This window comes from Rhodanobacter umsongensis (assembly GCF_042654965.1).
Classification (GTDB): domain Bacteria; phylum Pseudomonadota; class Gammaproteobacteria; order Xanthomonadales; family Rhodanobacteraceae; genus Rhodanobacter; species Rhodanobacter umsongensis.
On record NZ_JBHSMK010000002.1, the window covers coordinates 733,540 to 746,792 of the forward strand.

Annotated in this window: 14 protein-coding genes; 11 read left to right on the forward strand and 3 right to left on the reverse strand. The window is 68.2% G+C overall.

Going from position 1 to position 13,253, the window contains the following annotated elements:
* The 8 genes from ACFPME_RS03615 to tatA all read left to right on the forward strand — a co-directional run bounded on the left by ACFPME_RS03615 (position 1) and on the right by tatA (position 9,197).
* On the forward strand, positions 1-1,068 hold the full coding sequence (locus ACFPME_RS03615; protein ID WP_377302105.1) for an FAD:protein FMN transferase: 1,068 nt from the start codon (positions 1-3) through the stop codon (positions 1,066-1,068).
* The gene (locus tag ACFPME_RS03620) at positions 1,068-3,263 is read left to right on the forward strand and encodes a 4Fe-4S binding protein (protein WP_377302107.1); all 2,196 of its coding nucleotides are present in this window, start codon (positions 1,068-1,070) and stop codon (positions 3,261-3,263) included. Before ACFPME_RS03615 ends, ACFPME_RS03620 begins: the two co-directional genes overlap by 1 nt.
* A 31-nt stretch (positions 3,264-3,294) precedes the next feature.
* A complete protein-coding gene (gene nosZ / locus ACFPME_RS03625) occupies positions 3,295-5,226 on the forward strand; it encodes a TAT-dependent nitrous-oxide reductase (RefSeq protein WP_377302109.1) in 1,932 nt (643 codons plus the stop codon).
* Between the two features lie 61 nt (positions 5,227-5,287).
* On the forward strand, positions 5,288-6,568 hold the full coding sequence (locus ACFPME_RS03630; protein WP_377302111.1) for a nitrous oxide reductase family maturation protein NosD: 1,281 nt from the start codon (positions 5,288-5,290) through the stop codon (positions 6,566-6,568).
* Positions 6,552-7,481 carry an ABC transporter ATP-binding protein gene (locus ACFPME_RS03635; protein WP_377302113.1) on the forward strand — a complete coding sequence of 310 codons (930 nt, stop codon included), beginning with the start codon at positions 6,552-6,554 and terminating at the stop codon, positions 7,479-7,481. The genes ACFPME_RS03630 and ACFPME_RS03635 overlap by 17 nt, the downstream gene beginning before the upstream one ends.
* A complete protein-coding gene (locus ACFPME_RS03640; protein WP_377302115.1) occupies positions 7,478-8,311 on the forward strand; it encodes an ABC transporter permease in 834 nt (277 codons plus the stop codon). Before ACFPME_RS03635 ends, ACFPME_RS03640 begins: the two co-directional genes overlap by 4 nt.
* A 10-nt stretch (positions 8,312-8,321) precedes the next feature.
* Complete coding sequence (locus tag ACFPME_RS03645) at positions 8,322-8,978, forward strand: nitrous oxide reductase accessory protein NosL (protein WP_377302117.1); 657 nt, start codon at positions 8,322-8,324, stop codon at positions 8,976-8,978.
* Positions 8,979-8,993: 15 nt separating this feature from the next.
* Complete coding sequence (gene tatA, locus ACFPME_RS03650) at positions 8,994-9,197, forward strand: twin-arginine translocase TatA/TatE family subunit (RefSeq protein WP_377302119.1); 204 nt, start codon at positions 8,994-8,996, stop codon at positions 9,195-9,197.
* 103 nt (positions 9,198-9,300) lie between these two features.
* Here tatA and dapE read toward each other — a convergent pair whose 3' ends face one another.
* The 3 genes from dapE to dapD all read right to left on the reverse strand — a co-directional run bounded on the left by dapE (position 9,301) and on the right by dapD (position 11,741).
* Positions 9,301-10,440: a succinyl-diaminopimelate desuccinylase gene (gene dapE, locus ACFPME_RS03655; RefSeq protein ID WP_377302121.1), complete on the reverse strand. Its 1,140-nt coding sequence runs from the start codon at positions 10,438-10,440 to the stop codon at positions 9,301-9,303.
* A 120-nt stretch (positions 10,441-10,560) separates the two neighbouring features.
* Positions 10,561-10,917, reverse strand: a complete 357-nt coding sequence (locus ACFPME_RS03660) for a Spx/MgsR family RNA polymerase-binding regulatory protein (RefSeq protein ID WP_377302123.1) — start codon at positions 10,915-10,917, stop codon at positions 10,561-10,563.
* Positions 10,914-11,741: a 2,3,4,5-tetrahydropyridine-2,6-dicarboxylate N-succinyltransferase gene (gene dapD, locus ACFPME_RS03665; protein ID WP_377302125.1), complete on the reverse strand. Its 828-nt coding sequence runs from the start codon at positions 11,739-11,741 to the stop codon at positions 10,914-10,916. The genes ACFPME_RS03660 and dapD overlap by 4 nt, the downstream gene beginning before the upstream one ends.
* Positions 11,742-11,911: 170 nt before the next feature.
* Here dapD and ACFPME_RS03670 point away from each other — a divergent pair, with 170 nt between their 5' ends.
* From ACFPME_RS03670 to ACFPME_RS03680, 3 genes are all read left to right on the forward strand, one after another.
* Complete coding sequence (locus ACFPME_RS03670) at positions 11,912-12,466, forward strand: NADPH-dependent FMN reductase (RefSeq protein ID WP_377302127.1); 555 nt, start codon at positions 11,912-11,914, stop codon at positions 12,464-12,466.
* 43 nt (positions 12,467-12,509) lie between these two features.
* Positions 12,510-12,797: a hypothetical protein gene (locus ACFPME_RS03675; RefSeq protein WP_377302129.1), complete on the forward strand. Its 288-nt coding sequence runs from the start codon at positions 12,510-12,512 to the stop codon at positions 12,795-12,797.
* A gap of 84 nt (positions 12,798-12,881) precedes the next feature.
* Complete coding sequence (locus ACFPME_RS03680) at positions 12,882-13,211, forward strand: hypothetical protein (RefSeq protein ID WP_377302131.1); 330 nt, start codon at positions 12,882-12,884, stop codon at positions 13,209-13,211.
* Positions 13,212-13,253 lie beyond the last annotated feature (42 nt).

Genomic DNA, 13,253 nt, shown 5'->3' on the forward strand with positions numbered 1-13,253 from the left:
ATGCATCGTTCCCCCGACCCCAGCGACCTGCGCTCGCCCGAACGCCGGCGCTGGCTGAAACAGACCGGGCAACTCGCGCTGGCCGGCGGCCTGCTGGCTGGCGGCGGCTGGGCAGTGCTCAAGCGCAGGCAGAACCTGTGGCAGGTTCGGCGCGAGCGCACGCTGATGCAGACCTCGGTGGCGGTCACCTGCCTGTCCGACGACGTGCAGGCGGCGGGCGCGGCGATCGAGGCGGCCTTCGCACGCATGGCCGCGACGGCTGCCGAGCTGACCCGTTTCGACCCGGCCAGCGCGCTGTCGCGGCTGAATCGCGACGGCCGGCTGGCGCTGGTGCCGGCGAACCTGCACACGGTGCTGCGCGAGGCGCTGTCGCTGTCGGCGCTGACCGGAGGCGCGTTCGACGTCACCGTGCTGCCGGTGCTGCGCTATTTCGAAACCTTGCGTGGCGTGTCCGGCATCGACGCGCGCGAACGCGACGCGATCGACCGCCGCGAGCAACAGGTGGGCTGGCGCGACCTCACGCTGGACGCGCGCGGCGTGCGACTGCTGCGGCCGGGCATGGCGATCACTCTGGACGGCATCGCCAAGGGCCATGTGGTCGACCAGGGCATCGCGGCGCTGCGCGCGGCGGGCATCGAGTACGGCCTGATCGACGCCGGCGGCGACATCCAGGCGATCTGCGGCAACGATCCCGAGCGGCACTGGAACGTCGGCATCGTCGACCCGCGCGACGTGAGCCGGGTGGCGGCGGTGGTGCAGGTGCGCAACGCGGCACTGTCGACCTCGGGCAACTACCGCGTGTTCTTCTCCACCGACCGGCGCCTGTTCCACATCGTCAACCCGCGCACCGGCTATTCGCCGCAGAGCTATTCCAGCGTGACCGTGGTGGCGCAGCGATCGGTGCTGGCCGACGGCATGAGCACGGCGGCGTTCTCGCTGGAGCTGCCGCAGCTGTCGGCGTTGATGGCGGCGCAGGATCACCAGTGGCTGGCGTTCTCGCGCACCGGCGAGCAGCGCTGGCGCTCGCGCGATCTGCCGCTGATCGCCGGCACGGCGGAGCTGGCGTGATGCGCGTCTGCCGCTCCCGCTCTTTCGTGGCGCAGTGGCTGCTCGCGCTGTTGCTGCTTGTGCCGGCGCCCGTCGCGCTGGCCGGCATCGACGCGAAGCACCCGCAGCTGCACCAGGTGTTCCCCGACGCCACCCGCTTCGGCGATATCGAGGGCACTCCGCCCGCCGCGGCGGTGTACCGCGGCGACAAGGTCATCGGCTACGCGTTCGAGACGGTGATGGTGGCGCCGGTGCCGGCCTACTCGGGCGCGCCGATCAACATCCTGGTCTCGATCGGCACCGACGGCAGCATCCGCGACGCCCGCGTGCTGGAACAGCACGAGCCGATCCTGCTGGTCGGCATCCCGGTGCAGAAGCTGTACGACTTCGTGGCCCGCTACATCGGCCACCGCGTGGACGACCGCATCGTGGTCGGTGGCGGCGCCAGCGGCAGCGTGCGCATCGACGCGATCAGCAGCGCCACGGTGACCTCGATGGTGGCCAACGAGACGATCATGAACTCGGCGCTGAAGGTGGCTGCCTCGCGCAAGCTGATCGCCGGCGCGGCCGACACCGGCGCGGCCGCCGCGCAGGTCCGCTCCGGCTACTTCGTGGCCGCCGACTGGCAGGCGCTGACCGGCAATGGCGCGATCGGCCACCTGCAGCTGGCGCGGCGGGCGGTCGTCGACGCGTTCAAGGGCCAGCCGGAGAGCGGCCTGGTCGACGACCCCACCGCGCCGGCCGCCGGCCATGGCACGGACACCTTCATCGACCTGTACTTCGCCGACGTCACCCCGCCCACGGTAGGGAGAAACCTGCTGGGCACCGCGGCCCACGCCGAGCTGATGAAACAGCTCAAGCCCGGCGATACCGCGATCGCGGTGATGGCCAACGGCATCTACTCGTTCAAGGGACTGGGCTACGTGCGCGGCGGCATCTTCGACCGCGTGCACCTGCTGCAGGACGGCAAGCTGGTGCTGTTCAAGGACACCGACCTGGTGTCGATGAACGACACCCCGCTGCGCGGCAAGCCCGCCTTCGCCGAGCAGGCGATCTTCATCGTGCGCAACAGCGGCAGCGGCTTCGATGCGACCCGGCCGTGGACGCTGCAGCTGATGGTGAACCGCCAGGTCGGCCCGCTGCAGAGCATCTACCACACCTTCACCAGCGACTACCGCATGCCGGCGGTCTACACGACCCGGCCGGACGCCGCCGCCGAAGCGCCCGCCGACGCGCTGCCGGCCAACGCGCCGCTGTGGCAGAAGGTCTGGTACGGGCGCCGCATCGACATCGCGCTGCTGCTGGCCGGGCTCACCGTGCTCACGCTGATCCTGATGTTCCAGGACTGGATCGTGGCGCGCCCGCACCTGCTCGAACGCCTGCGCGTGGGCTTCCTGATCTACACGCTGGTGTTCATCGGCTGGTACGGGCTGGCGCAGCTGTCGGTGGTGAACATCCTCACCTTCATCCAGTCGGTGCTGCACGGCTTCCGCTGGTCCACGTTCCTGATGGATCCGCTGGTGTTCATCCTGTGGGTGTTCGTGGCCGCCACCCTGCTGCTGCTCGGGCGAGGCATCTACTGCGGCTGGCTGTGCCCGTTCGGCGCGCTGCAGGTGCTGGTGAACAAGCTGGCGCGCCGGCTGCACGTGCCGCAGTTCGAAGTGCCCCAATACGTGCACGAACGGCTGTGGGCGATCAAGTACATCATTCTGCTGGTGCTGTTCGGGATGTCGCTGCAGTCGCTCAACATGGCCGAGCGCTACGCCGAGGTCGAGCCGTTCAAGACCGCGATCAACCTGCACTTCGCCCGCTCGTGGAGCTACGTGCTCTACGCGGTGGCGCTGGTGGCGGTGTCGGCGTTCAACAACAAGTTCTACTGCCGCTACGTGTGCCCGCTGGGCGCCGGACTGGCGGTGTCCGGCCGCTTCCACCTGTTCGAGTGGCTGCGCCGGCGCAAGGAATGCGGCCGCCCCTGCCAGATCTGCGCCAACGAATGCGAAGTGAAGGCGATCAACGCGATCGGCCAGATCAACTTCAACGAATGCCACTACTGCCTGGATTGCCAGGTCACCTATGCCAACGACAAAAAGTGCCCGCCGCTGGTGGAGCGCCGCAAGAAGCGCGAACGCGCCGCGCGGCCGCTGCCCACGCCGGTGCTGACGATCATCCCGGCGGCGACGCCGGCAACCCACGAGCCGGCGAAGGCCGCCGACTGACCCACCCACCTATCCAGAGGGATGGAGCGCCATGCACGACGAATCGAGCAACAAACCCGGCCAGTCCGGACCGGCTGCGGAACCGGGCAACCCCGCACGCCGCAACTTCATGAAGACCAGCGCACTGGCCAGCCTTGCCGGTGCGGCGGGGCTGGCGCTGGCGGGCTGTGGCCGCAAGGGTGACCAGGCCGGTGCCGCCGGACCGGCCAAGGCGGCCTCGGCCGCCGGCGAACTCTCCGACCACGTGCCGCCCGGCCAGCTCGACGAGTACTACGGCTTCTGGAGCGGCGGCCAGTCCGGCGAGGTGCGCATCGTCGGCGTGCCCTCGATGCGCGAGCTGATGCGCATCCCGGTGTTCAACCCCGACTTCACCATCGGCTGGGGCGTCACCAACGAGAGCAAGCGCGTGCTCGGGCCGAACTTCCCGCCCGGCGGCGACTGCCACCACCCGCACATGAGCCAGACCGACGGCCACTACGACGGCCGCTACATCTTCATCAACGACAAGGCGCATACCCGCGTGGCGCGCATCCGCTGCGACGTGATGCGTTGCGACCGCATCACCGACGTGCCCAACGTGCAGGCGATCCACGGCCTGCGCGTGCAGCGGGCACCGCGTACCGGCTACGTGTTCGCCAACGGCGAGTTCCTGATCCCGGCGCCGAACGACGGGCGCGACCTGGAGGACACGAAGAAATACCAGACCATGTTCAGCGCGCTCGACGGCGACACCATGGAAGTCGTCTGGCAGGTGCTGGTGGACGGCAACCTGGACAACACCGAGGCCGACTACGCCGGCAAGTACGCCATCTCCACCTGCTACAACAGCGAGGGCGGCATGGACCTGCCCGGCACGATGCAGGCCGAGCGCGACTGGGCGGTGGTGTTCAACATCGCGCGGATCGAGGCGGCGGTGAAGAAGGGCGACTTCAAGACCATCGGCAGCTCCAAGGTACCGGTGCTGGACGGCCGCCACGGCTCGTCGTTCACCTTGTACATCCCGATCCCGAAGAACCCGCACGGGATCAACGCCAGCCCCGACGGCAAGTACGTGGTCGCCAACGGCAAGCTCTCGCCCACCGTCACCGTGATGGAGTGGAGCCGCATCGACGACTGCTTCGCCGGCAAGCTCAAGGACCCGCGCGATACGGTGGTGGCCGAGCCCGAGCTGGGCCTGGGCCCATTGCACACCGCCTACGATGGTCGCGGCAACGCCTACACCACGCTGTTCATCGACAGCCAGATCGCCAAGTGGAACATCGCCGACGCGATCGCCGCCCACGCCGGCAAGAAGGTCAACTACCTGCGCCAGAAGATCGACGTGGCCTACCAGCCCGGCCACTGCCACACCTCGATGGGCGAGACACGCGACGCCGACGGACGCTGGCTGGTGTCGCTGAACAAGTTCTCCAAGGACCGCTTCCTGCCCACCGGCCCGCTGCATCCGGACAACGACCAGCTGATCGACATCTCCGGCGAGACCATGAAGCTGGTCGCCGACGGCCCGGTCTACGCCGAGCCGCACGACGTGATCCTGCTGCACCGCCGGCTGCTGATCGACAAGGTCAAGAAGAGCTGGGATCGCGACGATCCGTTCTTCGCCGAGACGGTGGCCATGGCCAAGCGCCACGGCATCAACGTGCTGTCCGACAGCAAGGTCATCCGCGAAGGCCGCAAGGTGTTCGTGTACATGACCTCGGCCGCGCCGATCTTCGGCATGGGCAGCTTCACGGTGAAGAAAGGCGACGAAGTCACCGTGGTGGTGACCAACATCGATGCGGTGGAGGACGTGAGCCACGGCTTCTGCATCGTCAACTACGGCATCAACATGGAGATCAGCCCGGGCGCCACCGCCTCGGCCACCTTCACCGCCGACAAGGCGGGGGTGTTCTGGTACTACTGCACGTTCTTCTGCCATGCGATGCACATGGAGATGAGCGGGCGGATGCTGGTGGAGGCGTGAGCCGCGCCGTGCCGTCGCGCAGCGCGCGGCGGCACGGCCTGGCCTTTCCGGTCCCATGCCTATGTTTCGTTTCCTTGCCGCCCTGGCGCTGGCGCTACTGCTGGCGGCATCGGTGCATGCGCAAGACTCACTGGAGCAGATCGTGGCCGCGGCAACGCCGGGCGCCACCGTCCGCGTGCCGGCCGGCGTGCACGTGGTGCACCTGCGGCTGGACAAACCCATCACCCTGGTCGGCGAATCCGGCGCGATCCTCGACGGCGGCGACGTAGGCGACGTGGTGCGCATCGGCGCCGCGCAGGTCGCCGTACGCGGGTTGACCATCCGTCATAGCGGCACCGATCTCACCGCGATGAACGCCGGCATCTTCGTCGAGCGCCAGGCACGCGACGTCACGCTCGAGGGCAACCGCATCGAGGAGAGCCTGTTCGGCGTCTACCTCGACGGCGCGGCCAACGTGCGGGTTGCGCGCAACGTGATCCGCGGCATGCGCTCGCTGCGCGTGGCCGACCGCGGCGACGGCATCCACATGTGGAACGACACCGGCTGCACCATCGAGGGCAACGACGTGGCCGACTCGCGCGACGGCATCTACGTCTACGTCAGCCCACACAACACGATCGCGCGCAACGTGGTGCATGGCGTGCGCTACGGCATCCACTACATGTATTCGCAGCACAACCTGCTGCAGGACAACGTCAGCCGCGGCAACCTCGCCGGCTATGCACTGATGTCCTCCGATCACCTCCAGGTGATCGGCAATACCGCCGAGGACGATGATTCCTACGGCTTCCTGCTCAACTACATCTCGCACAGCGAGATCGCCGGCAACCAGGTACGCCGCATCAACGGCCAGCGCGACACCCGGGGCGGGCTGATCGACGGCACCGAGGGCAAGGGGCTGTTCGTCTACCTGTCGCAGTTCAACACCATCCACGACAACCTCGCCGCCGACTCGCAGATCGGCATCCACATGACCGCCGGCTCGGAGAACAACCGCCTGTGGGGCAACCGCTTCGTGGACAACCGCATCCAGGTGAAGTACGTGCAGAACCTCGCCCAGGAATGGTCGGCGAACCGCCGCGGCAATTTCTGGAGCGACTACCTCGGCTGGGACCTGGACGCCGACGGCATCGGCGACGTGCCGTTCCGCCCCAACGACGGCGTCGACGTACTGCTGTGGAAATACCCCTCCGCACGCAACCTGATGTCCAGCCCCGCGGTGCTGCTGCTGCGCTACGTGCAACGCGCGTTCCCGGTGTTCACGCCGCCATCGGTGCAGGACAGCCACCCGCTCATGCAAGCCCCCGCCTCCTTCCGGCCCGACCATGAACCACGCGATTGAATTCGAGGCGCTGGCCAAGCACTACGGCACGCTCGCTGCGCTCGACGGCGTCAGCGCCTGCGTGCCGCGCGGCCAGGTGATCGGCCTGCTCGGCCACAACGGCGCCGGCAAGTCGACCCTGATCAAGCTGATCCTCGGCCTGATCGCGCCCAGCGGCGGCCGCCTCGCCGTGCTCGGCCAGTCACCGTGGCGCGCGCACGCCTTGCGCCGGCGCATCGGCTACCTGCCCGAGAGCGCCACCTTCTACGCCAACCTCAGCGGCCGCGAGCTGCTCGACTACCTGGCCCGGCTGAAGCAGGCGCCGCGCGCCCAGGCGCAGGCGCTGCTGGAACGCGTCGGCCTGGCGCACGCCGCCGACCGGCGCATCGGCACCTACTCCAAGGGCATGCGCCAGCGCCTCGGCCTCGCGCAGGCCTTGCTCGGCTCGCCGGAACTGGTGCTGCTGGATGAACCGACCACCGGTCTCGACCCGCAGGCCACCCGCGAGCTTTACCGGATCGTCGGCGAGCTGCGCGCGGACGGCCGCTGCGTGCTGGTCTCCTCGCACCTGCTGGCCGAACTGGAACCGCACATCGACGGCGCGCTGATCCTGCGCCAGGGCAAGTTGCTCGCCGCCGGCAGCCTGGCCGCACTCGGCGAACAGGCGGCACTGCCCGCCCACATGCTGCTGCGTCCGCACGAGAACGCCGGCGCCGAACTGATGACCCAGCTGGCTGCGCGCGGCCTGGCCGCGCAGTCGCGGCCCGATGGCCGACTGGAGCTGCAGGTGCCGCGCGAAGCCAAGCTGCGTACGCTGCGCGAACTCCTCGCCAACCCTGCCATCGCCGACCTCGACGTACGCGAGCCGACGCTGGCGCAGTTGTACGACTGGCTCGGCGCCGGCCCGCAGCCCGCCGCGGAGGCCCGCGCATGAACAGCATTTTCATCGTCGCCTGGAAGGAGTTCCGCGACGACTTCCGCAACCGCTGGACGGTGGCGCTCACGATATTGTTCGCGCTGCTGGCGCTGGGCATCGCCTGGTTCGGCAGTGCCGCCGCCGGCCGGGTCGGCTTCACGTCGTTCGACGCCACGCTGGCCAGCCTGACCACGCTGGGCGCCTTCGTGATCCCGCTGATCGGCCTGCTGATCGCCTACGACACCATCGTCGGCGAGCGCGACGACGGCACCTTGCTGCTGATGCTCAGCTACCCGCTGGCGCGCGGCCAGCTGGTCGCCGGCAAGTTCCTCGGCCACTGCGGCGCGCTGGCCGCCGCCACGCTGGCGGGTTTCGGCCTGGCGGTGGCGATCATGCAGCTGATGCAGCCGCCCGCGCAGACGCTGCAGGCGTGGCTGCACATCGGCCGCTTCATCCTCAGCGCCTCGCTGCTGGGCGCCTGCTTCGTCGGGCTGGCCTGCCTGATCAGCGTGCAGACCGCCGACAAGTCCCGCGCCGCCGGCCTGGCGCTGATCGGCTGGCTGGCCAGCGTGGTGCTGTTCGACCTCGCGCTGCTGGCGCTGCTGGTGGTCAGCGGCGGCAACCCGGTCGAGCGCGCGGTGTATCCCTACCTGCTGCTGCTCAATCCGGTCGACGTATTCCGGCTGGTCAACCTCACCGCGCTGGGCGACGGCGCCGGCAACGACCTGCTCACCGGCATGACCGCCCACCACGCCTATTCGCCGCTGCTGCTGTGCCTGGTGATGCTGGCTTGGGCGGCGGCGCCGTTCGCATGGGCGATGCTCGCGTTCCGGCGCAAGGAAGTCTGAGGAGAATCGCATGCGACCCCGTTCCGCACCCCGCTCCGGCCGACTGGCCGCACTGGCCCTCACACTGGCCCTGCTCGCCGGCTGTGGCGGCGGCCAAGTTCCCGCGCAGCGCGCGGTCGATACCCATCCGGACGACGCCTGCGCCGTCTGCGGCATGTACCTGGATGGCTCGCCCGGCCCGCGTGCGGAAGCCTGGGTGGCCGGCCGCGCCAAGCCGCTGGTATTCGACTCCACCCGCGACTTCTTCGCCTACGTGCTGCAGCCGGAGAACCAGGCCACGCTGCAGGAACTGTTCGTGCAGGACAGCGCCCGCATCGACTGGCAGCAACCCAGCCACGCCGCGGTCAGCTTCATCGACGCGCACCGCGCCTACTACGTGGCCTGGCAGCCGCTGCCCGGCTCGATGGGACCGACCCTGGCGCCGTTCGCCACCCGCACGGCAGCAGCGGCGTTCGTCCACGAGCATGGCGGCGCCGTGCTGGGTTTCGACGACATCACGCCGGCACTGGTGGCCACGCTGGACTATCGCTGCCCCGCCCGGATCGCCGCCGCCAGCGGCCGCCCTTCGCAATGCCTTGCCGGACCTGCGGCATCCACGCGTCCGCCAGCGAGCCCGCATCAGCCATTCCCGCCGGCATCGTCGGCCCGCACTCCCACGCACCCGTGACAGGAAAATCCAACCATGCCCGGATTGAATAGTCTCTCGCACTGGATCGTATTGCTTGTATTGGTTCTGCTGATCTTCGGCACCGGCAAGCTGCGCAGCGCCGGCCGCGACCTGGGTGGCGCCATCGCCGATTTCCGCAAGGGGCTCCGCGGTGCTCCATCGGACGAGGCGGCGCCGCCGGCGATCCTGCCGGATGCCGGCAACGAACGGCGGCCCTGACACGACGATGCTCCCGCCGTCCGGCCCGCCGGATACCGCGCCGCGATGCGTGCAGGAGGCTGCGCGTGGCACCGGAGGTAGCCGGCCGCCTCGACCGTGAAGATCAGGCTCCGGCCAGCAGCCGTTCGCAGATGGCGCGGTACAGCTGCGGCAACTGCTCAAGCTCCGCCAGCGTGACGCATTCGTCGACCTTGTGGATGGTTGCGTTGACCGGGCCGACCTCCACCACCTCGGCGCCCATCGGCGCGATGAAGCGGCCGTCGGAGGTGCCGCCGCCGGTGCTCTGTTCGGGGTCGATGCCGCACAGCTCGCGGCACACCGCCACCACCGCCTCGCGCAGCGCGCCGCCGGGCGGGGTGAGGAACGGTTCGCCGGAGAGGTTCCAGTCCAGCGCATAGCGCAGGCCGTGGCGCTGCAGGATCGCCTCGGTGCGTGCGCGCAGGTCTTCCGCGCGACTGGCGGTGCAGTAACGGAAGTTGATCAGCGCGGTGAGCTCGCCGGGGATCACGTTGTTGGCGCCGGTGCCGGCGTTGAGGTTGGAGACCTGGAACGAGGTGGGCGGGAAATCGGCGTTGCCTTCATCCCAACGCTCGGCGGCGAGTTCGGCCAGTGCGGGGGCGAAGGCGTGGATCGGGTTCAGCGCCTTCTCCGGATACGCCACGTGGCCCTGCACGCCGCGCACCGCCAGCGTGCCGGACAGCGAGCCGCGCCGGCCCACGCGGATCAGGTCGCCCAACCGCTCCCTCGCCGACGGCTCGCCCACCACGCACCAGTCGATGCGCTCGCCAATCGCGCCGAAGTGTTCCACCACCCGGCGCACGCCATCCAGGTTGGTCGGGCCTTCCTCGTCGCTGGTGAGCAGCAGGCCGATGCGGCCGGGGTGACCGGGATGCTCCGCCACGAATCGTTCCAGCGCCACCACCATTGCAGCCACCGAGCCCTTCATGTCGGCGGCGCCACGGCCGTATAGACGGCCATCTCGCAGCGTCGGCTCGAACGGCGGGCTCCGCCAAGCCGCTTCCGGCCCGCTCGGCACCACATCGGTATGGCCGAGAAAGACGAGAGTGCGCCCGGCGCTGCCGTGGGTCGCCCACAGGTTGTCGACCTCGCCATAGCGCAGGTGCGTGATGCGAAAACCCGTGCGCGCCAGCCGCTCGCCGATGAGGGGCAGGCATCCGGCATCGTCCGGCGTCACCGAACGGCGGCGGATCAGCTCACAGGCGAGTTCGAGCACATCGGACATGGTGGATGACCACGAGGCGGCAAGGGATGCAAGCGTAGCAAGGGAATCTGTGCGCGGATGGAGTGGATCCGAACTCACCGTGTCCGTCTTCGCGCCGGCCCCGATAGCCGCATCGCCATCTCAGCGTGCGAACAGTTTCTTGAAGCCGTTGTCGGTGAAGCCGACGGTGATCGTTCCGTCGGCTTGCATCACCACCGGGCGGCGGATCAGTGCGGGATATTCCTTGAGCAGCAGGGTCCATTCCGGATCGCTGCCGGGGTTCTTGCGCTGCGGCAGCAGGTTGCGCCAGGTCGTCGACGATTTGTTGACCAGCTTGTCCCAGCCGCCGAGCTGACGCGCCCAGTCCTTCAGCGTCGGGGCGGGCACCGGGTTGGCGCGGTAATCGACGAAGTCATGCGCCACCCCGAATCGGGCCAGCCAGTTGCGCGCCTTCCTGCAGGTGTCGCAGTTCGGCAGCCCATACAAGACCGGGTTCATTCGCCACTCCGCAGCAGTGCGTTGATGCTGGTCTTGCCGCGCGTCTTCTCGTCCACCTGCTTGACGATGATGGCGGCATACAGGCTGTGGCTGCCATCTTTCGCCGGCAGGCTGCCGGCCACGACCACGCTGCCGGCAGGCACGCGGCCATAGCTGACCTCGCCGGTGGCGCGGTTGTAGATGCGGGTCGACTGGCCGAGGAACACGCCCATGCCGATGACGCTGCCGCGCTCCACCACCACGCCCTCGACCACCTCGGAGCGGGCGCCGATGAAGCAGTTGTCTTCGATGATGGTGGGATTGGCCTGCAACGGCTCCAGCACTCCACCGATGCCGACGCCGCCGGACAGGTGCACGCCCGCTCCGATCTGCGCGCATGACCCGACCGTGGCCCAGGTGTCGATCATGCTGCCGGTACCGACGTACGCGCCGATGTTGACGTAGCTGGGCATCAGCACGGCGTCTTTCGCGATGTGCGCACCGCGACGCACCAGCGCTCCCGGAACCACCCGTGCGCCGAGCTGCTGCAACTCCTCGTCGTCGCCGCGGGCGAAGCGCAACGGCACCTTGTCGAAGGCCTGCGCCGGGCCACCGTCGACCACCCGGTTGTCGTTGATGCGGAAGTACAGCAACACCGCTTTCTTGATCCACTGGTTCACGGTCCAGCCACCATGACCATCCGGTTCAGCCACACGGCGCTCACCGGACTCGAGCAACCCGATGACCATGTCGATGGCTGGCCGCAGATCGGCTTCGATCTCGCTCCGGGTCAGCGTGTTGCGACGCTCGAAGGCGTCGTCGATCTGGGTTTCGATGGCTTGCATGGGCTCGTTCACAAGTTCGGGACGGTCGGAGAATGAGGCAGGGCGGTTGCAGAGAGTACACGTTGCAGCAGTCCGAGCCTCATCCGGGGTGATGGGTTCATCCGTTTTTGACGCGCCTCGGCGATACATTGGCGCACAGGGTTTGGCACGCCCGTTATCAGGGAACAACCATGACGCCGTTGAAGATCGCCGTTTTTGTCGGCAGCCTGCGCAAAGGTTCGTTCAACCGTCAGCTCGCCCGCGCGGTGGAAAAACTCGCCCCCGCCGAACTGGTGTTCGAACATGTGCGGATCGACGACCTGCCGTTGTATTCGCAGGACTTCGATGCCGCGTACCCGACGGTGGCCAGCCGCCTGAAGAACGACGTGGCGTCGGCCGATGCGCTGCTGTTCGTCACGCCCGAGTACAACCGCTCGGTTCCCGGCGTGCTGAAGAACGCGATCGACATCGCGTCGCGCCCCTGGGGCACCAATTCATTCGCCGGCAAGCCGGCCGCCGTGATCGGCGCTTCGATCGGAGCGACCGGTACTGCCATGGCCCAGCAACACCTGCGCAACATCCTGGCCTATCTGGACATGCCGGTGCTGGCCCAGCCGGAGGTGTTCATCCATTTCAAGGACGACCTGATCGCCGACGACGGCACCATCGGCAACGATGGCACCCGAAAATTCCTGCAGGGATTCGTGGACAGGTACGTCGCCTGGATAACACGCTTCGCGGGGTGACCCCCGCTCCGCGTCCCGCTCATGCCTCGCAGGAGTCGCCCTCATGCTCGAACACATTCGCGAAGGTTCCATGGTTTTCGCCTCCGATGGGGAGGAAGGCATCGGGGCCGTGCGGGAGCTCCGCCCGGGGTCTTCCGAACTGGTCATCTATGTCGAGAACGGCGGCGATTTCGTGGTGCCCGTTTCGGCCGTCAGGGCGGTGCATTCGGACAAGGTCGTGCTGAACCTCGATCGGCTGGATGCCGAGGTGCGCGATGCGATCCGTCACGCACGCGACTCGGAAGACCCATACTATGTCTCGCCCGATTCAACCGACGAATCCGGAGAATAGAGCGGCATTGAATCGTGTTCCGCCATGAACCGCCGAAATCGCCGTTTGACCGAAACGGACACCGGCACCGAGTCGAAGAGAAGCATGGCCGAAAGAGACGGGGAACACCTGAATCGCCAGCTCGACCGCATCGAACGGTTGCTTCCAGCCAGGCTCGGTCACGGCATTCGCTGGTTGCGTGAGCCCGCCTCACGCTGGGTGCGCTTTCCCGTGGGGCTGCTCCTGATCGTGAGCGGGGTTTTCAGCTTCCTGCCCGTGCTCGGATTGTGGATGCTGCCGCTGGGCTTGCTGCTGCTCGCCCAGGATCTGCCTTTCCTGCAACGCCCGACCCGGCGCGGTTTGCTGTGGGCAGAGCGACGATGGGTGGGCTGGAAGCGCTTGCGTCGGCGCCGCCGGATGCATGCGCGCCGATAGATCGGTCGGCATCGCCCAAGCCGGGTTCATTCCTGGCAAGCC

Excerpts from the sequence above, each read along its gene's own strand:
- ACFPME_RS03670 (WP_377302127.1), top strand. The coding sequence starts at position 11,912 with ATGACGCCGTTGAAGATCGCCGTTTTTGTCGGCAGCCTGCGCAAAGGT.
- dapE (WP_377302121.1), bottom strand. The coding sequence starts at position 10,440 with ATGTCCGATGTGCTCGAACTCGCCTGTGAGCTGATCCGCCGCCGTTCG.
- dapD (WP_377302125.1), bottom strand. The coding sequence starts at position 11,741 with ATGCAAGCCATCGAAACCCAGATCGACGACGCCTTCGAGCGTCGCAAC.
- nosZ (WP_377302109.1), top strand. The coding sequence starts at position 3,295 with ATGCACGACGAATCGAGCAACAAACCCGGCCAGTCCGGACCGGCTGCG.
- ACFPME_RS03640 (WP_377302115.1), top strand. The coding sequence starts at position 7,478 with ATGAACAGCATTTTCATCGTCGCCTGGAAGGAGTTCCGCGACGACTTC.
- ACFPME_RS03675 (WP_377302129.1), top strand. The coding sequence starts at position 12,510 with ATGCTCGAACACATTCGCGAAGGTTCCATGGTTTTCGCCTCCGATGGG.
- ACFPME_RS03645 (WP_377302117.1), top strand. The coding sequence starts at position 8,322 with ATGCGACCCCGTTCCGCACCCCGCTCCGGCCGACTGGCCGCACTGGCC.
- ACFPME_RS03615 (WP_377302105.1), top strand. The coding sequence starts at position 1 with ATGCATCGTTCCCCCGACCCCAGCGACCTGCGCTCGCCCGAACGCCGG.
- tatA (WP_377302119.1), top strand. The coding sequence starts at position 8,994 with ATGCCCGGATTGAATAGTCTCTCGCACTGGATCGTATTGCTTGTATTG.
- ACFPME_RS03630 (WP_377302111.1), top strand. The coding sequence starts at position 5,288 with ATGTTTCGTTTCCTTGCCGCCCTGGCGCTGGCGCTACTGCTGGCGGCA.
- ACFPME_RS03635 (WP_377302113.1), top strand. The coding sequence starts at position 6,552 with ATGAACCACGCGATTGAATTCGAGGCGCTGGCCAAGCACTACGGCACG.
- ACFPME_RS03660 (WP_377302123.1), bottom strand. The coding sequence starts at position 10,917 with ATGAACCCGGTCTTGTATGGGCTGCCGAACTGCGACACCTGCAGGAAG.
- ACFPME_RS03680 (WP_377302131.1), top strand. The coding sequence starts at position 12,882 with ATGGCCGAAAGAGACGGGGAACACCTGAATCGCCAGCTCGACCGCATC.
- ACFPME_RS03620 (WP_377302107.1), top strand. The coding sequence starts at position 1,068 with ATGCGCGTCTGCCGCTCCCGCTCTTTCGTGGCGCAGTGGCTGCTCGCG.